The 25,354-nt window shown below is 51.0% G+C and carries 20 protein-coding genes; 8 read left to right on the top strand and 12 right to left on the bottom strand.

Annotated elements, in window-relative coordinates:
* Positions 1-70 precede the first annotated feature (70 nt).
* Positions 71-928: a shikimate dehydrogenase gene (gene aroE / locus ACN0YN_RS19810; protein ID WP_417386745.1), complete on the bottom strand. Its 858-nt coding sequence runs from the start codon at positions 926-928 to the stop codon at positions 71-73.
* A gap of 234 nt (positions 929-1,162) precedes the next feature.
* Here aroE and ACN0YN_RS19805 point away from each other — a divergent pair, with 234 nt between their 5' ends.
* Positions 1,163-2,362: a tetratricopeptide repeat protein gene (locus ACN0YN_RS19805; RefSeq protein ID WP_417386744.1), complete on the top strand. Its 1,200-nt coding sequence runs from the start codon at positions 1,163-1,165 to the stop codon at positions 2,360-2,362.
* Between the two features lie 12 nt (positions 2,363-2,374).
* On the opposite strand, the gene metF is transcribed toward ACN0YN_RS19805, so the two are convergent.
* Positions 2,375-3,268 (bottom strand): methylenetetrahydrofolate reductase [NAD(P)H], encoded by an 894-nt coding sequence (gene metF / locus ACN0YN_RS19800; protein WP_417386743.1) that lies wholly within the window; start codon positions 3,266-3,268, stop codon positions 2,375-2,377.
* A 455-nt stretch (positions 3,269-3,723) separates the two neighbouring features.
* On the opposite strand from metF, the gene ahcY reads away from it, so the two are divergent.
* Both ahcY and ACN0YN_RS19790 read left to right on the top strand, forming a co-directional pair.
* Positions 3,724-5,055, top strand: a complete 1,332-nt coding sequence (gene ahcY / locus ACN0YN_RS19795; RefSeq protein ID WP_417386742.1) for an adenosylhomocysteinase — start codon at positions 3,724-3,726, stop codon at positions 5,053-5,055.
* Positions 5,056-5,249: 194 nt separating this feature from the next.
* Positions 5,250-6,269: a TIM barrel protein gene (locus ACN0YN_RS19790; protein ID WP_417386741.1), complete on the top strand. Its 1,020-nt coding sequence runs from the start codon at positions 5,250-5,252 to the stop codon at positions 6,267-6,269.
* A gap of 84 nt (positions 6,270-6,353) precedes the next feature.
* Here the strand turns inward: ACN0YN_RS19790 and ACN0YN_RS19785 are convergent, their stop codons facing one another.
* The 3 genes from ACN0YN_RS19785 to ACN0YN_RS19775 form a co-directional block, all read right to left on the bottom strand.
* Entirely contained in the window at positions 6,354-7,400 is a 1,047-nt protein-coding gene (locus tag ACN0YN_RS19785; protein ID WP_417386740.1) for a fatty acid desaturase family protein, read from the bottom strand.
* Positions 7,401-7,721: 321 nt separating this feature from the next.
* Positions 7,722-9,203 carry a sulfatase gene (locus ACN0YN_RS19780; protein WP_417386739.1) on the bottom strand — a complete coding sequence of 494 codons (1,482 nt, stop codon included), beginning with the start codon at positions 9,201-9,203 and terminating at the stop codon, positions 7,722-7,724.
* A gap of 121 nt (positions 9,204-9,324) precedes the next feature.
* Positions 9,325-9,558: a SlyX family protein gene (locus ACN0YN_RS19775; protein ID WP_417386738.1), complete on the bottom strand. Its 234-nt coding sequence runs from the start codon at positions 9,556-9,558 to the stop codon at positions 9,325-9,327.
* Between the two features lie 116 nt (positions 9,559-9,674).
* Between ACN0YN_RS19775 and ACN0YN_RS19770 the strand changes: the two genes are divergently transcribed.
* Entirely contained in the window at positions 9,675-11,195 is a 1,521-nt protein-coding gene (locus tag ACN0YN_RS19770) for an alpha/beta hydrolase-fold protein (protein WP_417386737.1), read from the top strand.
* A gap of 26 nt (positions 11,196-11,221) precedes the next feature.
* Here ACN0YN_RS19770 and ACN0YN_RS19765 read toward each other — a convergent pair whose 3' ends face one another.
* The 7 genes from ACN0YN_RS19765 to ACN0YN_RS19735 all read right to left on the bottom strand — a co-directional run bounded on the left by ACN0YN_RS19765 (position 11,222) and on the right by ACN0YN_RS19735 (position 20,340).
* Entirely contained in the window at positions 11,222-12,262 is a 1,041-nt protein-coding gene (locus tag ACN0YN_RS19765) for a ThiF family adenylyltransferase (protein ID WP_417386736.1), read from the bottom strand.
* 172 nt (positions 12,263-12,434) lie between these two features.
* Entirely contained in the window at positions 12,435-13,604 is a 1,170-nt protein-coding gene (locus ACN0YN_RS19760; RefSeq protein ID WP_417386735.1) for a hypothetical protein, read from the bottom strand.
* A gap of 272 nt (positions 13,605-13,876) precedes the next feature.
* Positions 13,877-14,593, bottom strand: a complete 717-nt coding sequence (locus ACN0YN_RS19755) for an FKBP-type peptidyl-prolyl cis-trans isomerase (protein ID WP_417386734.1) — start codon at positions 14,591-14,593, stop codon at positions 13,877-13,879.
* Positions 14,594-14,851: 258 nt separating this feature from the next.
* Complete coding sequence (locus tag ACN0YN_RS19750) at positions 14,852-16,084, bottom strand: LL-diaminopimelate aminotransferase (RefSeq protein ID WP_417386733.1); 1,233 nt, start codon at positions 16,082-16,084, stop codon at positions 14,852-14,854.
* Between the two features lie 156 nt (positions 16,085-16,240).
* The gene (locus ACN0YN_RS19745) at positions 16,241-17,578 is read right to left on the bottom strand and encodes a hypothetical protein (RefSeq protein WP_417386732.1); all 1,338 of its coding nucleotides are present in this window, start codon (positions 17,576-17,578) and stop codon (positions 16,241-16,243) included.
* A 98-nt stretch (positions 17,579-17,676) separates the two neighbouring features.
* Positions 17,677-18,753 (bottom strand): YgfZ/GcvT domain-containing protein, encoded by a 1,077-nt coding sequence (locus ACN0YN_RS19740; RefSeq protein WP_417386731.1) that lies wholly within the window; start codon positions 18,751-18,753, stop codon positions 17,677-17,679.
* Between the two features lie 363 nt (positions 18,754-19,116).
* On the bottom strand, positions 19,117-20,340 hold the full coding sequence (locus ACN0YN_RS19735) for a protein-L-isoaspartate(D-aspartate) O-methyltransferase (protein WP_417386730.1): 1,224 nt from the start codon (positions 20,338-20,340) through the stop codon (positions 19,117-19,119).
* Positions 20,341-20,571: 231 nt separating this feature from the next.
* On the opposite strand from ACN0YN_RS19735, the gene ACN0YN_RS19730 reads away from it, so the two are divergent.
* The 4 genes from ACN0YN_RS19730 (at position 20,572) to ACN0YN_RS19715 (ending at position 25,292) form a co-directional block, all read left to right on the top strand.
* A complete protein-coding gene (locus ACN0YN_RS19730) occupies positions 20,572-21,387 on the top strand; it encodes a HEAT repeat domain-containing protein (protein ID WP_417386729.1) in 816 nt (271 codons plus the stop codon).
* 444 nt (positions 21,388-21,831) lie between these two features.
* Positions 21,832-22,434, top strand: a complete 603-nt coding sequence (locus tag ACN0YN_RS19725) for a type IV pilus modification PilV family protein (protein WP_417386728.1) — start codon at positions 21,832-21,834, stop codon at positions 22,432-22,434.
* On the top strand, positions 22,415-23,344 hold the full coding sequence (locus ACN0YN_RS19720) for a PulJ/GspJ family protein (RefSeq protein ID WP_417386727.1): 930 nt from the start codon (positions 22,415-22,417) through the stop codon (positions 23,342-23,344). The genes ACN0YN_RS19725 and ACN0YN_RS19720 overlap by 20 nt, the downstream gene beginning before the upstream one ends.
* Positions 23,328-25,292, top strand: a complete 1,965-nt coding sequence (locus ACN0YN_RS19715; protein ID WP_417386726.1) for a hypothetical protein — start codon at positions 23,328-23,330, stop codon at positions 25,290-25,292. Before ACN0YN_RS19720 ends, ACN0YN_RS19715 begins: the two co-directional genes overlap by 17 nt.
* Positions 25,293-25,354 lie beyond the last annotated feature (62 nt).

Genomic DNA, 25,354 nt, shown 5'->3' with positions numbered 1-25,354 from the left:
CTGTTGTCTTCGACAACACCGAATTTCATTCGGTGCCACCCATGAGAGGGGAATCTGTTGTGCGATTCTTTCACACGCCGAACACTTCTTCCAGCGCAGCTCGCATCACTTTCGGATCGGGGTCTACGCCGGTCCAGAGCTGGAAACCGATCACGCCCTGGTTGACCAGCATGCCCAGGCCGTCGAGCGTCGTACAGCCGACTTTCGCTGCCTCGCGGAGCAGGTGGGTTTCGGGGGGATTGGGGATTACATCTGAGACAATCATGTTCGACTTGAGTGAACTGAAATCGAGCGGGAAGACCGCATCCACATCGGGATACAGGCCGATCGACGTGGCGTTGATCACGACATCGACATCATCGGCCAATGTGTAATCGCCGTCCCAGAGTTCAAAGCGGGTGCGCACTTCGGTTTTTTCATTGAGCAGCTTGGCCAGCGCTTCGCCGCGCTCGGCACTGCGATTGACGATGGTGATTGCTGCTGCCCCCGCGAGCGCCGTTTCCACACCAATGGCCCGGGCCGCGCCGCCGGCACCGAACATCACAATCTTTTTCCCCGCCGGGTCGGTCACTTCTTTTAATGACTGCACGAAACCTTTGCCGTCCGTATTGTCACCCAGCAGGTGATCGCCTTGCCGGACGATACAGTTGACGGCCCCCATCATCGCCGCCGCATCGCTGATACCATCCAGGTATTGAATGACTTCCACTTTATGGGGAATCGTCAGGTTCGCACCGCGGAAGCCCATCGCCCGCAGACCTTCGACCGCCGCCTCCAGATTTTCAGGCGCGACTTCAATCGTCAGATACCGCCATTCCAGGCCACAATCTTTGTAAGCCGCCTCGATCATGCATTGTGTCGGATTCTCTGCCACCGGCTGCCCGAAGACACACGTCAGTTCCTGTTTGAAATTCAACGGCTTCGTCATGATGTCGCAAGTTCCTGAATTCGAGTTGAGCGATACGCATTTGTGATGCAGGGATCTGAACAGACCAGCCAGGGCCCGATTGAGAGGTTCCATCATACGCTGGCCCGTTTCAAGTCACAACTTTAGTCAATCCTCTGATTCCCTGATTGCAGCAGGTCTATTTCCCGCGTAAACTGAAAACTTTCAGAGCGACTCTCTCAGTAGCATTTATACCTGTCCGAAAGAATTTGACGTTTGAAGAAACGATTACTCATTACGCTGGCAGTCCTTATCATTCTGTTGCCGGTCTGCATTTATTTTCTTGTCGGCTGGAATGTGAGATCCAATGCGCGGGTCACCCTCAGTCGCGCACAACGGTTCCTGGCAGAAGGGAAGCCGGACGCCACTTTGAATGAACTTACGTGGCTCCGCTGGTTTGAACCCGGTCAACGCCGCGCACAACTGCTGGCGGGTGAGAGTTACTTCGTGAAACGGGACTATCCGGCGGCGATTGAAGCGCTCTCTCAATTCGACGAAACGTTTCCCGATTACCGACGCTCTTCTTTCGCGCTGGCACGCAGCTATGAGAACATCGCGAAGCTGGCTGATGCGGAACGGGTTCTAAAAGCGCATCTGGCTGCCTTCCCCGATTCGCAGGAAGCGGTCACTCAACTGCAGTGGATTTATTTTAATCAGTTTCGTCTGCGGGAACTGGAAGATCTGCTGGAGCGCAGTCTGGATACCTGCCCGAACCAGTTCCTCCTGCTGTATCACCTGTTGAATACCGAACATAAAAATCCGATCGCGCAGGAATCGATCAAGCTGCTGAATCGCATCAATGACAAAGAACCGGGGCAACCCTCCATCATGCGGGCCCTCGGCTATTGTCACTGGAAGCTGGGCGAGATCGACCAGGCAACAGCCTATCTCGAAGCCGCCAGGCAGGCAGAGCCGAAAAACATGGAAACGCTGCTGGTCGCTTTTGAATTTTATCTCGAACTGGGAGACCTGGAAGCGGTTCAACAGTTGCTGACGGAATCAGAGAGCCGGTCGGAGGATTTTCAGAAACAGCTCCAGCAGGATGATCGCTGGCTCTGGCTCTTGAGTCGTCTGGAACAGCAGCAGGGCAATACATCTGCAGCGCTCGAATCCATCCAGAAAGCGTCCCGTCTGCGTCCGGGTGAGATCAAATATCTGCAGGAGGAAGCCATGCTGCTGCAGGCGCTGGGCAAAAAAACAGAAGCGACAGAAAAATTTCAACGTGCCAAACAGCTGGCTGCCAGTGATCGGGAACTGTATAAATTTGTCTCCAGCGGTGCGCTGGAATCACCGGACATTGAGTTGGCGCAAGAGATTTCAAAGCACCTGGAAATCCTGGGCAAGCAGAAACAGGCGGCTGCCTGGCGAAATCTGGTGCAACAGTTTCAAAGCAGGCAACCCATGCCAGCACGCTGATGAAGTTTCCGACTAGGTCGCAATATTGCCCTGGGTTTCCGGAAATCCGAGGGCATCGAATATCCGCTTGCAGGCCTGAGACCGGTTCAAGACATAAAAGTGAATCCCCGGGACGCCGTCTTTGATCAGTTGCTCGCACTGGCGGATCGCATATTCCACCCCAATCTCGAACTGGGCATCCAGATCATCCTGCACTGCTTCCAGCTGGTTGACCAGATCGACGGGAAACTCGGAGCTGCACATCGACATGATACGTTGAATCCGCCGATACTCGGTGATCGGCATAATTCCGGGAATGATCGGACGATCGATTCCTGCATTCAGACAGCGCTCACGAAATCGATAAAAGTGTTCATTGTTGAAGAACAGTTGGGTATAAATCGCATCGGCGCCGGCATCTACCTTTCGCTTCAGATTCGTCAGATCGACGTCTGGATCGGGTGATTCCGGGTGACATTCCGGATAGCCGGCGACACCTATACCCATATCGGGAAAATGTTTACGAATCAGCGTTACCAGCTCATTGGCATATTTCAGCCCCCCATCCGCGGGTACAAACGTTTCCTGACCAGCTGGAGGATCACCCCTCAGAGCCATAATATTGGTGATGCCTGCATCGACGGCGTTCTGCAGCCACTCCACCAGTTCCTCCCGGGTGGAATTCACACAGGTAAAGTGAGCGGTCGCCGTATTATGTAACTGATTCTGAATCAGCGCACATAATTCAATGGTCCGTTTGCTCGTCGACCCACCTGCGCCGTAAGTACAGGAGACAAAAGCAGGTTGATAGCGGATCAGCTCTTCCAGCGTTTTAAACAACTCTGCATCTCCACTTTCATTGCGTGGAGGGAAGATTTCTACAGAGAGGCCAAACGTTCCATCTTGGTATAATTCACTGATGCGCATTAGGTTTTCTTGTCTTCAGAGGGTTTAAATTCGCCTGTCCTGATCTAGAATGCCAGAGATTCAGGCAAGCGTAGTGTATAAATTATGTGTTTTGCAGGTCAACAAACCCGTATTTTCTATTGCCAGTCCGCTTCGTATTGCCTATCTTGCAGCAAGGTAGACAACGATGAATTCAGATTCAGCCGCTGGCAGTTTATGCTTCCTGAACTGAATGAAGCAACAGTGATATTCGCCTTTCCCTGACTCAGAGATGAATGACTTCGATTTGAAGGCACCGTTGAGACACAGAAACTACTCCGTTCCATTCAAAGATATAATAGTCGATACTGCTGTTTCTGGTCAGTCTGATTTTGATCTGCTCAAGTAAAACAGCTTTAAAACGATGATTCAAGTCGATTTCTGCTTGAATTGAATTTAGATACTCCCCTTTTCTATTGAACCAACAAGGATTGAGAATGTCGACCGAAACCAACTCACTGCCGTACAAAGTAAAGGACTACAGCGCAGAAGAATTCCAGAAGCTCGCTGCCTGGGGTCGTAAAGAAATTGAACTGGCTGAAACTGAAATGCCGGGTCTGATGGCGCTACGGGAAAAGTATGGTAAAGACCAGCCATTGAAAGGGGCCCGGATTGCCGGTTGTCTGCACATGACCATTCAGACCGCAGTCCTCATCGAAACTCTGACGGCTCTGGGTGCGGAAGTCCGCTGGTCCAGCTGTAACATCTTCTCCACTCAGGATCACGCTGCTGCTGCCATCGCTGCGACAGGTGTGCCCGTCTTCGCCTGGAAAGGCATGAGCGACGAAGAGTTTGACTGGTGTATCGAACAGACTCTGTTCTGGCCCGACGGACAGGGACTGAACATGATTCTCGACGATGGTGGCGACCTGACCGTCATGGTTCACGAGAAATATCCGGAACTGCTGAAAGAGATCAAAGGTCTGACTGAAGAAACCACAACCGGCGTGCATCGTCTGCATCAGATGTTCGAGCAGGGCAAACTGGGTGTGCCTGCGATCAACGTCAACGACTCGGTCACCAAGAGCAAATTCGACAACCTGTATGGCTGCCGTGAATCACTGGCAGACGGCATCAAACGTGCCACCGACATCATGATCGCCGGTAAAGTCGTCGTCGTCTGTGGCTATGGTGATGTGGGTAAAGGTTGTGCTGACGCCATGAAAGGCCTGGGAGCCCGCGTTCTGGTCACAGAAATCGATCCCATCTGTGCCCTGCAGGCTGCTATGGAAGGTTATGAAGTCACCACCATGGAAGATGCTGCCAGCCGTGGCGATATCTTTGTGACAGCCACCGGATGCTGTGATGTCATCTGTGGCGAGCACCTGGATCAGATGAAGAACGAAGCCATCATCTGCAACATCGGTCACTTCGATTCCGAAATTCAGGTTGCCTACCTGAAGAACCGTGCAGACATCGAAAAAGTTGAAATCAAACCACAGGTCGATAAATTCGTCTACCCGGACGGCAAAGCACTGATCGTGCTGGCAGAAGGTCGACTGGTCAACCTGGGTTGTGCAACCGGACATCCTTCATTCGTCATGTCCAACAGCTTCAGTAACCAGGTGATCGGTCAGATCGAACTCTGGAACGAATCTGATAAATATGAAATCGGCGTCTACATGCTGCCGAAACAACTGGATGAAGAAGTCGCCCGTCTCCACCTGGCCAAACTGGGTGTGAAACTCTCTAAATTGAGCGACAAGCAGGCAGAATACCTGGGTATTCCTGTAGAAGGTCCTTACAAACCGGAATACTATCGCTATTAGAGCGATGGTCTGCTGAAAACAGAATCTCACAAAGCCCTCCGGATTACGATTCATCGTGGTGCGGAGGGTTTGTTTGTTTCACAGAGAAAACTCTGATTGTCTCTTTGTGAATGAGTTTTTATAATCGCAAGACTTTACTGGTGTTCCACCAGATCCTGCATACCATTTCAATTCGAACAGAGAAAGACTGCTTCATGACATGCACCCCTTCACGCCGTGACTTTCTGAAACATACATCTGCATTCGCTGCCGGGCTCGCCTTTTCCAGCTGGGCTGGTTCTGCTCAAGCGACGACTGCTCTCAACCAGCCTCTGTTTAAAATCTCACTGGCAGAATGGTCTCTGCATCGTGCGTTGCGTGGCGGCAAGCTCGATAACCTCGACTTTGCGAAAGTCACCAAAGAAGAGTTTGGTATCGACGCCGTCGAATATGTGAATCAGTTCTTCAAAGATAAAGCCAACGATAAAAAATATCTGGCTGAGATGAACAAGCGGGCCGCGGATGTCGGCGTGAAAAATGTGCTGATCATGATCGATGGAGAAGGGGCGCTCGGCGATCCCGATGCGAAGAAGCGTACAGAGGCGATTGAAAATCATTACAAGTGGGTGACCGCTGCTAAAACCCTGGGCTGCCATTCCATTCGCGTGAATGCCCGCAGTAACGGCAGTTACGAAGAACAGCAGAAACTGGCCGCCGATGGCCTGCGTCGTCTCACCGAATACGCGACGAAGTACGGCATCAACGTGCTGGTAGAAAACCATGGCGGGCTCTCGTCCAACGGTGCCTGGCTGGCGGGAGTGATGAAAATGGTCAACCTGCCCGAATGTGGAACACTGCCCGACTTCGGCAATTTCGTACTCGATCGCAAAACCGGCGAACAATACGATCGCTATAAAGGAGTTGAGGAACTGATGCCTTTCGCCAAAGCCGTCAGTGCCAAAACACATGATTTCGATAAAGACGGTAACGAAATCAACACCGACTACGTGAAGATGATGCAGATCGTCCTCGACGCTGGATACCACGGATACGTGGGAATTGAATACGAGGGCAAAAAACTCGATGAATACGCGGGCATCAAAGCCAGCAAAAAACTGCTGCTCAAAGTCCGGGAAGAACTGACACCCGAAGCGACAGCCGATCCCTGCTGCCCGCAGGAAGGTTACTACGTCCCCCGACGTGGCCTGTTCCGTCGTCGTCTGTTTCGCAGATAAGCCGCGGACGACAGTCCGCCTGATCTAATAAAAAACGCCCCGGATGTTACACGAATACCGGGGCGTTTCTGTTTCTGATTTTCGCTACGAAGCCCGATGAGCTTTAGAGACATCGCGATCAGCGAGAATTTCGCGTGCGACATCCGTCACAAAGTTATCTGCTCCCAGCCATTTTTCTTTTTTCGGAGCAGGGGCCCCGACATTCATGCCCACACCCGGATTCCATAAAGCGGGCAGGGTATGTTTGATGGCTGACATATAAGTGGTGAAGACAGGGTATTTCGTATCAGGATTGTCCTGCTGATAATTATCCATCTTTTCCACCAGCTTGTTGTGAGCAATCTTGGGATGTCGATGGTGAGGACCATGCACGAAAATATCAAAGTTAATGTAAGTACAGATTCGGGTAATCAGATTTGATCCGATCACCGTGCGCGTACCCAGTAGGGGATCGTAACTCTGCATCCCCAGATGTTCGGTGAATTTCCGGAAGGTCTGAATCACACTGGCGATCCAGTGAGGAATCACCCAGGCGACAATAAAAGGACGCCACAGCGAGAACCAGGCAATGGTTCCCAGCACGACTGCCCAGAACACGGCCATCGCCGCATATTCGAGTCGCATGGTTTGAATGACCTTGGGGTTTTTAACCGGCGTGTTTTTGCTGAAGCAGAGCCGACTGTAAACGAAGGGGGACGTGAAGAACCCAAACGGAAATTCCAGCCAGCAGAAAATACGACGGAACGTGAGTGAAGTCGTTGGATCGGAGTAAGGCCACAGTTCCCAGTCACCAGGCTTGTTGAGATAAGCGTGATGACGAATGTGGGCTTCCCGGTAAGCAGTATACGAAACTAACAGCCCGGTCCCAATGGCGCGACCCAGCCAGATGCTGACCCAGGCCTTTCCGCAGATGCCCTGGTGCGATGTTTCATGGAAACAGCTCGACCAGCAGAACATACTGTATGCGGCAACCAGTGTACAAAATATTGTAAACGGCCAGGCGGTTGTCGGCCACTGAAAAGCCAGAGCCAGAATGGCTGCTGAACCAAACAGAGAATGTAAAAAACGGGGAGTTGTTGATTTTGTCTCGAGATCAGCGATCTCTTTGGCGGTAAAAAGGGTCACCGACATGGCACGTACCTCCTGGTTGTGCTCTAACTTTCAAAACGGATCGTTAAAATACGTATCGGAAAGTTGAGTCCAAACACCATTAAGTGAAATGCAACAATTGGCCCAGTTCACATTGCGTCGCGGTAGTATCTGTCTAAACTACCCAACTTTCCCGACCTATTAACCATAGGTCAGGATTGGATGTGATGCATAAATGAAACATGCAACAACACAGGTAATTTACACAATGCAAGAAAACTGTGTAGTCTGTACCAAATATAATGCTTACACAGACTAGATGCGAGCAAATTTAATTCCCGTGGACAAAATGACCCGGAAAAATTATTGCTTTGCGGGAGGAAGATAGAGGTAGTTTTCGGGAAACAGCTGTTTGGTCATCAGAATCGACTTGGATTTGCCGCCATTCCAGATATCCCATTTTGGATCAGCATTTTGGGAAAAAAATTGATCCATTCGCTGTTTGAGTGACTCTCTGGTCTTTTGGAATTCAGGCTGGTCGATCAGGTTCCGGTATTCCCGTGGATCAGCGACCAGGTCATACAACTCATTGGGTGATTCGTGATACCGTTCGATGTACTTCCATTTCTTTGTACGGATGGCACGTACATTCTCGAATTCATAGAACACGACTTCGTCCCAGGAAATCTGTTCTCCCTTGAGAATCGGTGCAAAATTACGACCGGGCGTGGCGGGTTTCGCGGGAATTTTATCCTGCAGACCCAGATAGTTCAGCAACGTGGGATACACATCGTAATTGGCCACCATCATATCCTGACGTGCACCGGAGACAATTTTTCCCGGCTGAGAAAAGATGAGTGGAATCGTCATCGTCCAGTCGAACGCAGTCAGCGGTCGCGTATGGTCACCCATGCCCCAGTATCCACTGTGGCCGCCCGACAATCCCTGGTCGGCGGTGAAAATCACCAGTGTGTTCTCGCGTAGTCCGAGATCTTTCAACGTCTGCATAATCTGGCCCACACCATCATCGACGGCAGAGACTTCGGCTGCGTATTTACGAATGATCCCCAGGTCACCAATCCAGTCTCCATAATTGAAATTCCAGGGCTGTGCTTTTTCCCGGGGAAACGAAGGGAAGGTCAGCTTTTCATATTCTGCTTTGAACCGGTTGCGAATCGGTTCTTTCATCGCCGAACCTAATCCGTAAGGACCGTTGTAAGCCAGGAACAGAAAAAACGGCTTCTCCTGATTCTGCTTGATGAATCTGATGCCATGCTGCGTCCACAGGTCGGTCAGATAAGTCGGTTCCTTACGAATCTTCTCGTCTTCGATTACTTCCTGGTCATAAAAGCCAGAGCTCGCACCGTGTGGTTTCGTTATCCAGTAAGAAAACCCTTCCTGCGGATACAGGTTATCTCCTAGATGCCATTTACCCGATAACCCGCAGACATAACCGGCGTCATGTAACACCTGAGGAATTGATTGGAACTCCTCCAGGGTATTATACGATTCCGGTCCCGTCTGAATCCGAGGTCTCAGATAACAGTGCACCCCATGCTGGCACGGCATCAGTCCCGTCAGAAACGTGGCCCGGGTCGGCGAACAGACGGCGTTATTCGCAAACGCGTGGGTAAACAGAGTTCCTTCTTTCGCCAGCTGATCGATGTGGGGCGTTTTGATATCCTTGTTTCCATAGCAACCCAGCGTCCACTCACCATGATTGTCTGTCATGATGATCACGACGTTGGGGCGCTTCTGCTCTGCCGCTGCAAGCGAATCTGTGAAACTGAAATTCAGTAACAGCATCAGACAATAACAGCAGGCAACAGAATAGAACCGGCACATGATGGCAATCCTCCAGGATATCAGATAGAACAACGTTGATATCAAGCATGAATCATCACCATCCGCTTTTCAAGCTGTACTCTTATTACAGCTGCGTTTTTAGTGAAAAACGGGACACCGTCTAATAATGTGGCGGCTTGTCCTGTACTGGATCGGGGCCCTCGCCGTCTTCTTCCAATACTCCCAGTCGCGAATCCAGGAGCTTCAGAGATTTGCTCAATGTATCCACGATCTGATTCTGCTGCAGTACTGCTTCATCCAACTGTTCGACATCGTGCTGGAGGTGCATCAAGACAGATTCTACCTGGGTTAAACGTGCGATGAGTTCTTCCAGACGGGAAGGATTCTCTGTCATGGTGAAAATCGCCTTTCAGGGAAGCTGCTTTTCTTATACAGTTTGCGGGTTAAAATACACTCGGATTTTATTGACTCGCGTTCGACTTTGAAACAATTTGACAGGTCCGATTCCCCATGAATCCACGATTTCGGTACTCTCTGCTGTTACTCATAGTGACGTTTGTCATGCTCTACGGTTTTTCTCGTGAATCCGTGGCAGCCGAAAATCACTTTCAGGTCCGTTTTCTGAAATCGATTCACCCGGAACCGTTTACGGGCCGCGTTTATCTGATTTTTAACAAGTCCGGACGCGAACCGAGGCTGGGGCCCTCCTGGTTTCAACCGGAATCCTTCATTGCCTGTGATGTGACCAACTGGCAGCCAGGCGAACCACTCGCGCTGGGACCTGAAACGAAAGGGCTGCTCTCTTATCCGAAGCCGTTAGCGGAAATGGATCTGGCCGGATATCACGCGCAGGCGGTCGCTCGTTTTAACACAACCGATCCTAAAATCGGCACCGCTCCAGGAAACGGCTTCAGCCAGGCTCAACAGCTGATCGGTGCCCTGAGGTCAAGTATTCCGAGTTTCACCATTGATCAACTGGTTCCGGAAAAACCGTTTCACGAAACCGAGTGGATCAAACATTTCAAAATACGATCGCCGCTGTTATCGAAGTTTCACGGTCAGGATACGAGCCTGGAAGCCAGTGTGATCCTGCCCCAAAGTTATTACCAGCAGCCTCAGCGCAAGTACCCGGTCATCTATTCCATTCCCGGTTTTGGCGGCGATCATCAGCGCGGCCTGCCGCAGGCACCGATTGCAGAGCAGAACGCCGGCGGCGTTGAATTCATCCGCGTACTCCTCAACCCGCAGTGTCGCTGGGGACATCACGTCTTTGCCGATTCCGCTACCAACGGACCTGTCGGAAAAGCATTGACTACGGAACTGATACCGGAGCTGGAGAAAACATTTCGCGCCATTCCTCATTCACGCGCCCGGTTCTTAACCGGACACTCTTCCGGGGGATGGTCGTCCCTCTGGCTGCAGGTCACTTACCCGACTGTTTTCGGGGGTACGTGGAGTACTGCTCCCGACCCGGTTGACTTTCGCGACTTCCAGCAGATCAACATCTACGAACCGGGGAGCAACGTCTATCGAGATGCGAAGAATCAGCTCCGTCCGATCGCCCGCAGAGGCAACCAGCCCATTCTCTGGTTCGAACCTTTCGCGAAGATGGAACAGGTGCTCGGACCAGGCGGACAGCTCCGCAGTTTTGAAGCAGTCTTCAGCCCCCGCGGCGACGGCGAACCGCTGAAGCTCTATGACTGGGAGACCGGTGCCATCAATGCCGAAGTGGCAGAAGCCTGGAAAGCATACGACATCCGCCTGATCCTGGAATCAAACTGGAAACAGCTGGCACCCGAACTTGCGGGAAAGATTCATGTCTTCATGGGAGACCAGGACACCTTCTACCTGAATGGTGCCACCGAATTGCTCAAGCAGACGCTGGATAAGCTGGATGCCGATGCTGTAGTTGAGATTCACCAGGGCAAAGACCATTCGAGTCTGTTAACCCGTGAGTTGATGCTGCGCATCCGCGCGGAAATGGTTCAGGCATTTCTGAAATATCAGGCGGAAATGCGGGGGGCAGAATAGCGACTCTCGAATGATGCCGATGCGTTTCAACTGCCGATGTAGCGGGCGTAGATGGTCTTGGCAACGGATGGATCATCGGTCCCTTTGATGATTGCCCTGCCGTCCCGAAACAGGCTGATTTCATAATCGGGGTTCTTCAGATTCAGCCGCAGCAGATAGGGATTCACGTCAACGGTGCCTGAATTCTGTAATTTTACTGCCAGTTCTTCAAAAGCTATTTTCCCTTTGTCCGCGGGAGAAACCTGAACTGCGTTGCGGCCGCAGAGTCGCGTCGTGCGGGAACCCTGTTCTCCGTTCAGCCAGATTCGTTCCCCCTGGTGACAGGCTTTGCATTTTCCTTTCTCCCTCAGCTCGGCGACACTCATCTGTCGAAACGATCCATCCCAGACATCGATCACCGTCAGCACGGGTTTGATCTGTTCGACCTGGCCGGAGAGCAGCTTGATGGCATCCACGGCTTCCAGGGAGGCAATCACATTGACGGTCGGCCCCAGAATGCCCGCGGTATCGCAGGTTTCGGTACTGCCTGGTTCGGGAGCGGAATCAATCAGACACCGCAGACAGGCCGACTTGCCCGGCAGGATCGTCATCGTCTGGCCGGTACTGCCGATGCAGCCACAGTAGATCCAGGGGATACCCAGTTCCAGTGAAACATCATTGATCAGATAGCGGACTTCAAAATTATCGGTCCCATCCAGGATCAGGTCGACGTTCTCAGCTAACCCCAGAATATTAGTGTGATCGATGTCTTCGACAACCGCTTCGATCTGGACTGTGCTGTTGATTTTTTTGAGCTTTTCGACGGCAGCGATTGCTTTAGGAAGTTTCGCGGCGACATCCGACTCATCAAACAGAACCTGTCGCTGCAGGTTACTGATCTCTACGAAATCCCGGTCCACAATTTTGAGATGACCGACACCCGCTCTGACCAGAGTTTCTGCCAGCACGGTCCCCAGTGCACCACAGCCGCACAGCAGCACACTGCTCTGCATCAAACGCGTCTGACCTGCTTCGCCCAGTTCTGAAAAAAGGACCTGTCGACTGTAACGTTCTAATTCGGGTTTCATTGCCTGTCTGTCCGTCTGGTTCCAGAGAATAATGTCTACCGATATTTTAGCAGGCAGGCAGACGGATAACAGGTATCCAGACTCAGAACCAGAAAGAAGACTTGATCGCGCAGAAAAAAGGCCTCGCTGATCGACTCAGCGAGGCCTGATTTTATTCCAGATCCAGTCTAATTCAGTCCAGGCTGATTTCCTGTAGAACCGAGTCAAACTGAGGCTTGATCAACCGATGTGTGGTATCGGTCCAGCCTTCGGAACTGACTTTCAGTGTAATCCGGGGTTTGATCCAGGTTGCCACCTGACTGGTTTCAACAAAAGGCTTTTTCTGTTTCAATTGCGGCAGACGTTTCTGCCATTCCAGTCGGATTTCTTCGGGAAGATCACTGCCTCGAATGTATCCTGCATAGACAAGATGTTTATTGTACGAGGAGGCCAGCAGAACTGCATCAATGGTTCCATTAGGCAATGCCGAATAGCCTACCACCAGACAGTCAAACTCTTTCATGGGTACCGTCTGGAGTTCTGGTTCGGGTTCTGTTTTGGGCTCTTTTTCTTTGTCCGGTACCACTGCTGCCGACGCTGCCGCTTTCGCAGCGGCTGCTTTGGCTGATGCTGCTTTCGCTTCTTCCTCTTCCGTACCGCCGGCAAAGTCGTTTAATGCATCTTCCAGATTATCTGCGCCACCTTCGTTGTCTGCCGACTTGGCCTGATCAACAACGGAAGCCAGCAGATTGACATTGGCCGATTTTTTGACGCCCCAGTCTTTGAACAGGGAATCGAATTCAAAACCGCCAACGATCGCAAAGGCACCAACGACCAGAGTTAACCCCCAGACTGCCAGATCGATTTTCCAGGCACCTTTAGGAAAACGATGGATCGCAGGCCGCCAGATTTTGAACGGTGTCATGATGATACTTAAGATGCTGAACTCAACCGATCGGGAAACCGCATTCAGGTACGCAGTAAAATGCCCGATTAAAAACATGATCAGCCCGACGGTCGCCTGGGTGATCGTCCAGAGACAGAGTTGTCCGGGATCTTCACAATAGAAGCGACCGGCAACGCTCAGCCCGATAACAGCGATGGTTCCCACCCCCAGCACCCACCCCCAGGCGGGAATCAGTTCCCAGATATTCTGAGGCTGAGAGGGTTGTGTCAGTGGTTGCCCCTCTACGTCTGTATGACCCACACATTTTCCCAGCTTGGGATAGTATCCACATCGGGGGCACCACGAAGAGAGTCCCCAGGGCTCATACGTCCCACATTCAGAGCAGGTGGGTTGCGCCTGTGACTGCTGGATCTCGTGTAAAAGCTCGTCTGAATCTTGTAGTTTTGTATCTGGCATGGCTCAGTGACTTTTTAAAGTTGGCGGAGTATGTAGATCAACACAATTGTTTGAGAGACTCCGTGAACCTTAGCTTACAAAACGCCACATCAACGAACTTTGATCTCGATAAAATACTGTTGATGCATGAAAAACTGCACGCCCCATACCCGATAATCCCTGCAATCCCTACAAACAGTCGGCTACAAGCCAGACGCAAAAAAACCGACGTACCCTGAAGTACGTCGGTTTCCTGTTTGAGATTCTCTGATCGAAAAATCGATCGGCTCAGATCAGTTGACCTTAAGCAGTTCGATGTCGAAGATCAGCACTTCGTTGGGTCCGATGTCTGGTCCTGAACCACGTGTTCCGTAAGCCAGATCGCTGGGAATAAACAGCTGCCATTTATCCCCTTCTTTCATCAGCTGCAGTGCTTCTGTCCAGCCGCTGATCACGCCACTCACAGGAAACGTTGCTGGCTCGTTGCGTTTGTAAGAGCTGTCGAACTCAGTGCCATCGATCAGAGTTCCACGATAATGTGTGGTGACGCTGTCCTGGGGACCGGGAGTTTTTCCCTTACCCGATTTGATGACTTTGTACTGCAGGCCACTCTTGGTGGTTTTCACACCTTCTTTTTTCGCATTGGCTTCCAGAAACTTTTTACCTTTGGCCACATTTTCAGCCTGAGCTTTTTTCATCTTAGCTTCCTGCTGCTGACGCAGTTCCTGCTGGAAGGCAATCAGGGTGGCACGAATTTCGTCTTCCGTCATTTGAGGCTTCTGCTTAGTCATGGCATCGACAATGCCCTTTGCCAGAACCTGCGGATCCAGATCCAGTTGATCCCGCATCAGGTTCTGACCCAGATTATAGCCGATTCCGTAACTGACTTTCTGCTTCTGGTCTTTGAGCCCTGATTTACCGGAATCTGCTTTTTCATTTTGTGCGTTCGCCGAAGCGGAAACACCGAAAAACGCGATACATAAACAGGCAGTGAGTTGCCATTTTGACATAAGAAATACCTTTCGGTGAACAACGAAAACGAGTTTAAACGGGAGAGTCCATACGAGCTGGCGAGATTCGGCTGGCTGTGTCTGCCCCCGAATTAGCAGGTGGTAGATTGCATGGCGTCCTCTTGCACAGAGGATCTTTGACAAATTCAAAGTATCAATTATAGGAGAATCTCAAGGGAAGTGTCTAGAATAAAGCATACTTCTCCTAGAAAACAGGGCTTTCTCCTGCCACCTCTCCCGGAAAACTCCACGATCAGCTCAGCTAACCACTTTCTTAAAACGGGTGACCGCTTCGTTGATGTTATCTCTGGTATTGAATGCACTTAACCGGAAATAACCTTCCCCGGAAGCTCCAAAACCACTGCCGGGGGTTCCGACCAGGTGTGCTTTCTGGAGAAGTTCATCGAAAAATTCCCAGCTGGTCGATTCGCCGGGAGTTTTCAGCCAGACATAGGGAGCATTCACGCCGCCATAAACGGAGATCCCCACCGATTCCAGCCCTTCGCGAAGCAGCCGTGCATTTTCCAGGTAGAAGGAAATCAGCCCCTGAATCTGCTCTTTGCCCGCTTCAGAGTAAACGGCTTCCGCCCCTTTCTGGATGATATAGGAAACCCCATTGAACTTCGTACAATGACGGCGGTTCCAGAGCGGATGAATCTCTGCCGGCTCTCCGCTGGCAGTGGTTCCTTTCAACTGCTTGGGAACGACCGTGAAGGCACAGCGGGTTCCCGTGAAACCGGCGTTTTTACTGAAACTCCGAAATTCGATCGCCACATCTTTCGCACCTTCGATTTCATAGATGGAATGTGGAATCTCCGGATCGGTAATGAAGGCTTCGTAGGCGGCATCGAACAGGATAATCGAACCGTTGGCCCGGGCATAATCGACCCACTGCTTCAACGTTTCTTTTGTCGCCACAGTTCCCGTGGGATTATTGGGATAACAGAGGTAAATCAGATCGACCGGTGATTCGGGCAGGGGGGCCACAAATTTGTTTTCAGCCGTGACCGGGAGATAGGTCAAACCCGCATAGCGGCCACTTTCATCCGCAGCGCCTGTGCGCCCCGTCATCACATTCGTATCAACGTAGACGGGATATACCGGATCGGTTACAGCAACTTTGTTATTCGCACCAAAGATATCCAGAATGTTTCCGGTATCACACTTGGAGCCATCCGAAACGAAGATTTCGTCCGCTGAAATATCGACGCCCCGCGATTGAAAATCGTTCTTTGCAATCGCTTCCCGCAGAAATCCATAACCCTGCTCCGGGCCGTAACCACGAAAGCTGCCAGCATCACCCATCTCATCGACGGCAGCGTGCATGGCTTCACGAATCGCAGCCGGCAGTGGCTCGGTCACATCTCCGATTCCCAGTTTGATCACAGGCGCGTTCGGGTTCTCTTCACAGAATTTATTGACGCGACGTCCGATTTCCGGAAACAGGTAACCCGCTTTGAGCTTGAGATAGTGATCGTTAATAAAAGCCATTTTACGCCTCGAATCTAGATTAATGCTTAACTATAAGTCGCTGGATGACAGCCTGTAATTCGTTTCCATTTCAGAAAAGCCGTTGTATTTTGAAACACTACGAATTGCAACCGACGCACACAGGAGAGACTGTTTTTCGCTAAAAAGGTTCTCTGGTCACTCCATCGTGAACGGGCGGGGAGAAGCATTCAGCAGAAATTCCCGAGTCAAAGGCTCAATCTGGGATAAGCCGTTATACTCTCTGATTTTACGCTTGCCCGACCAGCGATCAGCGGCACTTTCATACAGTAGTCTGATGCGTGGTTGGGATCCATTCTGTGTTTGATTCTGTTCGACCGCTTTGCCGACAGCGATTGCCACTCCCAGTTGAAACCGCGCCTGCGGGTAAAGGGGTGCCCCCAGATCGGCTAGCGACCAGCGTTCGACCCGCACACGGCACCAGCTGCTTAACGGTTGAGGAGCATCAATAAAAGGTTGCAGGTCAGGGGGGAGCTCCCATTTTGCTTCCTCGTCAATCAATAGGACCACGCGGTCGTGATGGCTGGCATACAGCCCCCAGCTGGGCCAGTGATCGAAATAGCCGGTCGGTTCCAGCAGTGGTGCCAGCAGTACCAGCCAGACCAGAATCTGAACGACTCGTTCCAAACCGGAATAAGGGGGGAATGCTTCACGATCCTCCGCGGGCATGTCTACAGAATCAGCGGGCTTCTGCAGTTGAAACCGTGAATGAAACAGAAAGACATCCTGCAGAATGAAGTAAATGTTCCAGATGAGAACGCCTTTGTAATGATTCAATCCCAGAGGCCCAATCGCGAGCATCAGCGTCAGGTGCATTCCGACGGCCGCCCAGAGCGCGTATTGCCGAGTACGTCGGAATAACAGACCGCAGGCAATCAGGAACTCTCCGATGGGAAAGGAAGCAGCAATCCAGCTTAAAGTCTGTTTCGACCAGTAAGCGGTTGAAATTCCTACTGCGGAAAACAGCCCCTCTGCTAACTGACGCCCCAGCGTCTGAACAAAACTGGCATCGCATTTGGAGAGGGCAGAATAAAAATAAATACTGATCACAAACAGACGAAATAACGGAATCGCACGCTGCGGTTTGAGCACCGTGACAATCAGCAATCCCAGCGCAAACTGATAGGCCCAGGGCTGCAGACGATGTTGATCAAAAATGACCTGGCACAAAAATGCCAGCAGAAACAGACAGCCACACAGCTTCTGAAACCGGGGACAACATTCCCCCTCCGATTTCTTCATGAACAACGATGCTGCCGACAAGACCAGGAGGCTGATCAGAGACAGCCCCATGCAGGCAAACGACAGCCAGTCTGTATTCGCTGGTAACCCGGACACACGGGAAAACAGGGGAACCTGTGGGAAGAGCGTTTGTGGCGTCCAGAGCTTCCAGGTTAGACTTAACAGCACCAGCGCGAAGAGCGCCATCGTGAGCTTGAGGAATCGTATTTGTAGTTTGAGTGGCTCGCGGATCATAAATTGAATCGCCGTTTTTGATTCAGATTATACCGCACGCCCAGACGTTTCACTGCGTTCTGATCAATCAACTCTCAAGAAATTGCGAATCTGTCTGATCAATTCAGGTCGGTAAATACCGTTCCGTTTGCCTTTTGATCCTCTGCGACGACTTCGACTGCAGTCCCAGGCTCATAAGCATTTTTGCGAAGTACGGCCATCGCCACCGCGGGATATTTACCAAAAGACCTGGCTGAGGAAGTAATAATACCCGCTTCTTCAGGCTCATTGTCTCCCCCAATGGTTACCGTGGCACCGACAGGTGGAACCCAGGTTCCCTCCAGCCCGATCGATCGAATCTCTTTATTGACGTGCCCTAAAGCGTCAATCCGCGCGATCGGCTCCTGCCCCAGATAACAGCCTTTCTTGAAGGAGATCGACTGTGCCGTACGACTGGCTTCCTGAGCGAGGTTCGCATCAGAAAGATCTACCCCATAGATGGGATAAAGTGACTCGATTCGGAGTGCGTCGAAAGTCTCCCGACCTGCAGGTACAGCACCTGCCTCAAGCAGACTGTTCCAGAACTCGGCGATTTTCACATACTGCAGACTGCAGAGATATCCCGGCTGGCCAAACCAGTCGACACGCCGCACAGTCAGTCTGGCATCGCTGTTTTTCACTCTCAGTTGCCGGAACACTTCAAGCGAATCGACGTCAATTTCAAGCTGCTTGAGTATGTCAGACGCACGCGGGCCTGTGAGATACAGACTGCCGAACTCCTGCGTTCTCACAAGGAGGTGGGCATCTTCCAGAATGATATATCGATCCAGATGTTTCGTGATTTCCTCACTCTGCCCGGGTGCCGTATCAATCCAGATCGAATCTTCATGTAGAAATGCATTGATCTGTCCCAGAATCCGACTCTGGACATTTGTTATAAATGCTTCGCACCCCTGATCAGGCTTCAAACCCTTAATATCATTCGTACAAAAATTGTGCAGGAATTTCTGCCGGTCTGCACCTGATAATTCGATCTGATCCCGATTACTCAGGTCAAAGACTACAGCCGATTCCCGGGCAGCCTGATATTCTTTTTCAGGAGAGCCAAAATGAGATGCAAGGGGATAGATTTCCTCTGGGTGCTCAAAAACCGCACCAGAAGCTTGTTGTTGAATTTGAAACTGACGTAAAGACATTTTTTTCCAAGTGGGTCGCAATTACAGGTGGGGTTTTTGATCTCTGGTGAAGGCGGGAGATTCCAATCACATGGAACACACGTGAAAACAACATTGTTTCCTGTGATTGTAACTTGTCCCCCTTTTGAGACATCTTATTCCCTGGCAAGGACTTCAGTGAGTCAGGAATGAGATTCTGGTGTATTCAAAACGTGTGAGAGATGTGAATAACAGCAGTATTTTAGGGGCTCTGTTTGATTTTCCAAGGTCTGGCAGGCTTACTTTCAACAGGAATTCATGACTCTCAACAACAGGCCGTTATAATTGATCGTTACTGAAACCCGTTAAAAAGAGTAAATTCAATGATTCAATATTACTGTACACTCAGTTCACCTTCTCTATTTTGAGGTCATCCACATTGAGAACGCCTGTTCCGCCATTCAGGCCCAGTTGAATCACAGCTTCCCGAGTCTGTGGCGGCACAGAAATGACTTTCTTTTCCAGATGCCAGTCACGACTTCCAATCCATGGGCCCAGATAAGCCTGGCCGATATTGCGGCGAATCGAATCATAGAAATGGATGATAATTCCTGGTTTCTGAAAAGCCTGTTTGCCCTGAGCGGTATTCAGATAACTCAATTTCAGACTGATCTCGAGTGAATTTATGTGGCCTCCATCAATGGCCATCCCCTGTAGAATCTGTGAAAGTCGTTCGGGCGTGTCATTTTCGAATTGCAGATAAGCGGTCCCTTCCGGTGCCTGCGAGGTCATCCGGGTTACCCGTCGCTGATAATGCCAGTTATCGACTTTCTGATCAGCGTTGGCATCCACTTCAAAACTTCCGTTTACGATTTCCGGTTTGAGTGGATCCGGTTTGACTTCCCGCTTATCTTCGGAACGTCCTGTCATGGGGACAAAGAGTGTGGGAATTAAACGTTTATGCTTGAGCTGCCCCTGTTCTTTTTGATACAGATGAAACACCTGCTGATAGCGTTCTCCCAGTGGAATCAGCAGCATCCCGCCCTCTTTTAACTGATCGATTAAAGGCTGAGGAACTTTTTCCGGCGAACAGGTCACGATGATTTTGTCAAAGGGCGCTTCTTCCGGCCAGCCCAGATACCCATCGCCGATTCTCGTATGCACGTTGTCATAATCCAGTTTTTTCAGTCGAACGGCTGCCTTCTTACCAAGGCCTTCGACAATCTCGATGGTATAAACGTCTTTTACCAGCGCAGACAGCACGGCTGCCTGAAATCCGCTCCCTGTTCCGATCTCGAGCACTTTGTCGTCCGGCTGTGGATCAATGGTTTCTGTCATATAGGCGACAACATAAGGAGGCGAGATCGTCTGCTTATAGCCGATGGGTAACGCCAGATCCTGATAGGCCAGATGTTTCAGATTCGAACTGACAAATTCATGCCGGGGAACCTGGCGCATTGAGGAGAGAACACGCGGATTTTTGATTCCCTCCCCTTCGATATAGCGGGTCACCATATCATTACGCTGATTGCGAAAATAAGCGCTGCTTTGTGAATAAACGGATGCGGGAGTCACAAAAAATGAGAAACCGGTTACCACACAACCGGCCAGATATATAAGCTGCCTCATGAGAAACCTCGATGCAGTCTGTGATTGAAAAATACGATTTGAACAGGAATCAGCAGAAAGTATAACACTTTGGGGGGACCTGCGTTAATGGCGATTTCCCGTTATTCAGGGCTGTTTCAGCAGATTGAAACCGGATTTTTTAATTTCTATCCACACGGATCGGGGAATTCGCTATGATGCGAGCTTCTCAGGATTCAGGAAGATTTTTTTCAGTGGATGGATTCCAGTCAGATGCAAGTGTTTCGAGTTGTGTTCGCCGTAAGTCTGGTTTTGTGTGCCTTCTCTCTGAAGGGCTGTGGTAGTGCCACCACTTCTGACAGCCAGCAGCCAGCGTCTTCCGAAAGTAAACCGCCTGCTTCGACGACTGTTGCTTCAGCAGAGACATCAGCACCGACAGAGAAAGTAACTGCGGAAACTCCTGAACCGGTCGACCCCCAGGCAGAAGTCAAAGCTGTTTTTGAGAAGCTGTTATCAATTCGCACAGAACCGGATCCCGATGAATGGATACAAGCCGATAAAAAACTGATCGCATTTGGAAAAACAGCCGTCCCTACTTTAAAAGATGCGATGTCGCATACCGATTCCGGTGCCAGAGAACTGGCCAGCATGTATCTGGCCAGCCTGGGTCCGGAAGCAAAAGAGGCTGCTCCGGTGCTGGAGAAGGCGTTGCAGGACGAATCTCCGTTTACCCAGGTCAATGCAGCCTCAACACTCACGCATTTTCCCGAATATCGTGAGAAAGCCATTCCCGTATTAATCAGTCTGACAGAACACCCTGATCCGAATACACGACTCACTTCCATCTATGCCCTGGGAAATCTGGAATCACAGTCACCAGAACAGTTGAACGCCATCAAAGCCGCGATTAACGATTCCGACCCGGACGTTCAATTAGCGGCCATCAAGGTCATTGGCCAGATGGGAGAACCTGCCAAAACCACACTGACGGACTTGCAGTCACTCATCGACAACACCGATACCAGCGAAGACTTGCGCGAAGCGGCACTCTCCTCAAAATCTCAGATCGAACAGAGCCAGAAGAAATAATTCGATCACATCCGCACTTCGCAACCGCTCTACCGGCAGGCAGGGACGTTCTAAACCACTTCCGCCTGTAATGATTATTCCGGTCGAAAGGCTCTAACGGCTCCCTGCGCGTTCCGAAATATATCGGTGAGCCATCTTTTCCCAAGTTCTTGAGCAATTCTGTTTGACTAACAAATTGCGTGACCTACTTTTACTGGCAGAGAGGGGCAACTGACCCGCTCAACGAACAATACAACGATTTCCTCCGCTTCTTATCGAAGCGAGGATCTACAGCGCGGCAAGGAAAGCTGGGAGCTTTGAGGGGACCTTGCCGCGCTCTTTTTATGTCTTGGAACCATCTGGCTTGATGGTGCTGGATACTCAGATCGCGTGTGATGCTTCTGAAATAGTGAATCGCATCGCCGCAGATCAGCACCCTCAAGCGGTATAACTTTGGAAGAGCTCATGGCAACCAAACCATTATGGTTGCAGCGATCCTGCCGCACCGGATTTACTCTTGTTGAATCGCTGGTCTCTGTGACGATCACCGCGATTGCCGGAGCCGCTCTATTCTCTGCCATTGGCGCTTCCCTGGGCACCAGTTACTCGGCACTGAATCACAACATCGGAACAGGCCTCGCCGACCTGATGCTGGAAGAACTTGCCGCCGTCCGCTTTCCTGTTGCCAGTGACACCAGACCCGGCTTTCGAAGTACCCGGGAATACTTTGATGACCTGGATGACTACGACAGCTGGACTTCCACACCACCAGAAAACAAACAGGGCTACACTCTCGGCATGGAACCAACCACGATTCTGGAACGATACCCGATTGGCCGTCCCAGTCTCCTGGTTCCGGATACCGGGTTTTTAAACAGATTAACGCGTGAAGTTTCAGTAGAACGAATCCAGCCTGACATCACAGGCACAGGCTGGGAAGTAACTCAATCGAATACCAGTTATCGCCGGGTGACCGTCACCATCAAACTGGCCATGAATGCAAACTCACCAGCACAGGTGATCTCGGAGGCAACAAGAATATTCAGCTATGTCCCATTTTCACCTTGATCACTTGAAGGCTGCTTCGCCTGTAGTTTCAGAGAGTCCGTTTCACTCAAAACGGACTTGCGTACGTTGCTGCGCTATACGAAAAGGGACTTCCTGTCGTGGCTTCACGCTCGTCGAACTGCTGATGTCGATGGCCATCTCTTCCATACTGATTGTTGCACTGGCAGGCATTGTGACTGCCACGCAGTCTGCCTGGCAACATACGCGGGGAATTGAAGACTCTCTGGCGCAGATCAATGCCTCCTTTGATCGAATCAAACTGATGATCTCACAGGCTGGTGTCTATCAGGTCAGTGGGCAACCACCGCGCGTGGGACTGGCGGTCGTCACAAATTCCTGGAACAGCATTGATATTCCCAACACTCTGGTGGTCTGGTCAGGTGGACGTAACGGAGGCCTCAGCGAACAGGGAACCATCACGCGTCTGCCTCAGCTCAATGAAATTCTGATTTATACGGTCGATTCGGCTGACCCACACAAACTGATCGAAATCGCTTTTCCCGATGTGACTACCACCATCGATTTCAACAGTTCCTCCTTTAACGGCACGATCCGCTCCGCCATTAAATCGAACCAGGGGGAATCGGCACTGTTGAGCGATCGAATTAAATGCAGCCAGTATATCCTCGGTGGAAATCCCTGGGGGCCCATGGACGGAAATGTCTTTTTCCGTCTGGTCAAAACGCCCAGCGATTCCAGCTTGAGCAGTGTTTCACCGGGAACATCAGCCTGGATGAATCTTGCCTGGCCACAGGGAACCGTCAGTGCCAGCAGCGGCCTGCGTCAGGTTACCGTTAACTGTGAAGTGCAATTCGAAACTGCAGAACAGACCGACTTGAATGAGATCAATTCCGCATCTGCTCTGCCATTTTTTGCATCCGGTTCGAGGTACTATGCATACACACCTTAAAGCAATGCATCTACGAAATCAGAAAGCGGGCGACGAACGTCGTCGGCAGTCGCTGAAGGTGCGCACGTCGCGTGCAGGCATCTCGATGATTCTGGTGATGTTTGCTTTAAGTATGTCACTCGTGTTGACTTATTCTTTTATCCAGACCCAGAGCGTACTCACTCAGGTTACCGAAAATAGTTCGAAACGTGACCTGGCAATGAATGCTGCCCGGGCAGGAATGACGGATGCATTGAATCGTTTGAATTCACTGGAATGGACCGGAGTGAACGACCGGTACCAGCGCGTATTTCTATCAGACGCGGAGGGAGACAGTACGTATGCGATCTCTTTTGAATCGATCGGCGGTTCCATCGACTCCGTGCTGGAACTCAAGGTCCACTCACTGGGTGCCTGGACCTCCGCAGTCAACAGCAATATGCGGTCCGAGTATCTGATCACGGCAAAAATGCGACTGGTTCCCCGATTGACGGGCCGCACAATTCTGCCGGGCGATTCCGCAACAGCCACCGATCAGATGACCAACTCGGGAGACTTCGATCAGATTCGACAATACGCGCTGTTTGCTGAAGCAGGTTCCAGTTCACTCATTCTGGATCCGTGCGACCGCATTGATGGTAATATCTGGCTCTACGACAACCTGGTACTCTACCAGGACCCTGCCTGGAGTTCTTCAGTACGGGAAGAATTCCTGGAGGACGTGGGAAAACGGTTTGTCTCTTTTCCCGCGGGTTCATCAGATCTCTCAGCAACAACGATTTCATATCCGCACCCCATCGCGGGATCGGTGACCTATTATGATTATCCTTCCAGCTCGAACCGAAGCGATTTATCGGACCTCAAGCTGCACTGGTCGACAACCAGTAACCGACTGCGCATTCCCAGCTCAAACTACTCTGCATTTTCCAGCTATCGACTGTATGAAGGTGGACCGCTCTATCAGGCAGTTTCGCTGAATTCCTCTCTCTATAATCAGACACTGAAACCAACTGCAGAGAACCCGCTGGGCATTTTTTATCGCAGTGGCAGTCTGAATGTGTACGACAATGTGGTGATACAGGGAACACTGGTCGCGACATCAAAAATCACGTTTCACGGTAAAGGCATCCATGTCACTGCCTTCAACTGGAAAGGCGCGGATGGCGGACCGCTGGTGATTGATGCAGACCGCTGGCCGAGACTGCCGACAGTGGTCGCTGAAGACATTGAATTTATTCGTGAAACACAGACCACACTCGAAGGAGCCATCGTCTGTCAGGGGGACGTCGTCGGTGCCGGCGGATCTGTCGATTACCCGAATGTCACGAACATCACATACACGGGCACTGCAACGGCAACTTCCATCGAACAGCCTAACAGTACAGTCACGCTCCGGGAAGACCGACTGCTCGATCTGATCTCCGCTAATGGGAAATATGCGATCTGGCTGAATAGAACGGGGACCGGACAAACCGGAGCAACAGGATCCTGGTATCCGATCGTCGGAGTGGACAGTGCAAAACAGCAGGTGACGGTTCGCGGCGAGATCGATATCGCTTCGCCCACTGGCTATGAAATCAAACGACACAAGCAGGAATTGACACAAATTCGCGGTCCCATCTGCGCCGAAACATTCAACTTCAATCGACTCGATGAATGGGTGCTCTCCAGTTCGTACTGGTACGACCGTAAAAATAACTGGAACTATGAAAACAACCTGCGACGCTATTATGGCTATCCGGAAATTGGATTCACCGAGTGGCTGGAGAACCCCTACAACTTTACGGGCTGGGGTTCGTATTACCAGTCGTACGGACTCAACCTGGAACCCACGCTGCATATTCAGCATTTGCAAGATCAGGATTATCGCTGGGAACCGCCGCTGTTTCAACCTTTCGATGGAGAACAGACGACTCCGGAACTCTCCGGGTATCGCTGGTCGCTGATGGACTGGAAAGAGACTCAATAATTTTGTTAGTGAAATCAAATGCAACACCATGAACCACATCACCGGCTGAGAGGCAGGTCTCC

Origin of the sequence: Gimesia sp., assembly GCF_048260065.1 — a bacterium.
GTDB lineage: Bacteria > Planctomycetota > Planctomycetia > Planctomycetales > Planctomycetaceae > Gimesia.
The sequence above is the reverse complement of the archived record's forward strand: the minus strand, read 5'-3'. Positions and strand labels throughout refer to the sequence as shown.

Coding starts and splice junctions, on each gene's coding strand:
- aroE (WP_417386745.1), bottom strand. CDS start 928: ATGACGAAGCCGTTGAATTTCAAACAGGAACTGACGTGTGTCTTCGGG.
- metF (WP_417386743.1), bottom strand. CDS start 3,268: ATGCGCATCAGTGAATTATACCAAGATGGAACGTTTGGCCTCTCTGTA.
- ahcY (WP_417386742.1), top strand. CDS start 3,724: ATGTCGACCGAAACCAACTCACTGCCGTACAAAGTAAAGGACTACAGC.
- ACN0YN_RS19790 (WP_417386741.1), top strand. CDS start 5,250: ATGACATGCACCCCTTCACGCCGTGACTTTCTGAAACATACATCTGCA.
- ACN0YN_RS19785 (WP_417386740.1), bottom strand. CDS start 7,400: ATGTCGGTGACCCTTTTTACCGCCAAAGAGATCGCTGATCTCGAGACA.
- ACN0YN_RS19780 (WP_417386739.1), bottom strand. CDS start 9,203: ATGTGCCGGTTCTATTCTGTTGCCTGCTGTTATTGTCTGATGCTGTTA.
- ACN0YN_RS19775 (WP_417386738.1), bottom strand. CDS start 9,558: ATGACAGAGAATCCTTCCCGTCTGGAAGAACTCATCGCACGTTTAACC.
- ACN0YN_RS19770 (WP_417386737.1), top strand. CDS start 9,675: ATGAATCCACGATTTCGGTACTCTCTGCTGTTACTCATAGTGACGTTT.
- ACN0YN_RS19765 (WP_417386736.1), bottom strand. CDS start 12,262: ATGAAACCCGAATTAGAACGTTACAGTCGACAGGTCCTTTTTTCAGAA.
- ACN0YN_RS19760 (WP_417386735.1), bottom strand. CDS start 13,604: ATGCCAGATACAAAACTACAAGATTCAGACGAGCTTTTACACGAGATC.
- ACN0YN_RS19755 (WP_417386734.1), bottom strand. CDS start 14,593: ATGTCAAAATGGCAACTCACTGCCTGTTTATGTATCGCGTTTTTCGGT.
- ACN0YN_RS19750 (WP_417386733.1), bottom strand. CDS start 16,084: ATGGCTTTTATTAACGATCACTATCTCAAGCTCAAAGCGGGTTACCTG.
- ACN0YN_RS19745 (WP_417386732.1), bottom strand. CDS start 17,578: ATGATCCGCGAGCCACTCAAACTACAAATACGATTCCTCAAGCTCACG.
- ACN0YN_RS19740 (WP_417386731.1), bottom strand. CDS start 18,753: ATGTCTTTACGTCAGTTTCAAATTCAACAACAAGCTTCTGGTGCGGTT.
- ACN0YN_RS19735 (WP_417386730.1), bottom strand. CDS start 20,340: ATGAGGCAGCTTATATATCTGGCCGGTTGTGTGGTAACCGGTTTCTCA.
- ACN0YN_RS19730 (WP_417386729.1), top strand. CDS start 20,572: ATGCAAGTGTTTCGAGTTGTGTTCGCCGTAAGTCTGGTTTTGTGTGCC.
- ACN0YN_RS19725 (WP_417386728.1), top strand. CDS start 21,832: ATGGCAACCAAACCATTATGGTTGCAGCGATCCTGCCGCACCGGATTT.
- ACN0YN_RS19720 (WP_417386727.1), top strand. CDS start 22,415: ATGTCCCATTTTCACCTTGATCACTTGAAGGCTGCTTCGCCTGTAGTT.
- ACN0YN_RS19715 (WP_417386726.1), top strand. CDS start 23,328: ATGCATACACACCTTAAAGCAATGCATCTACGAAATCAGAAAGCGGGC.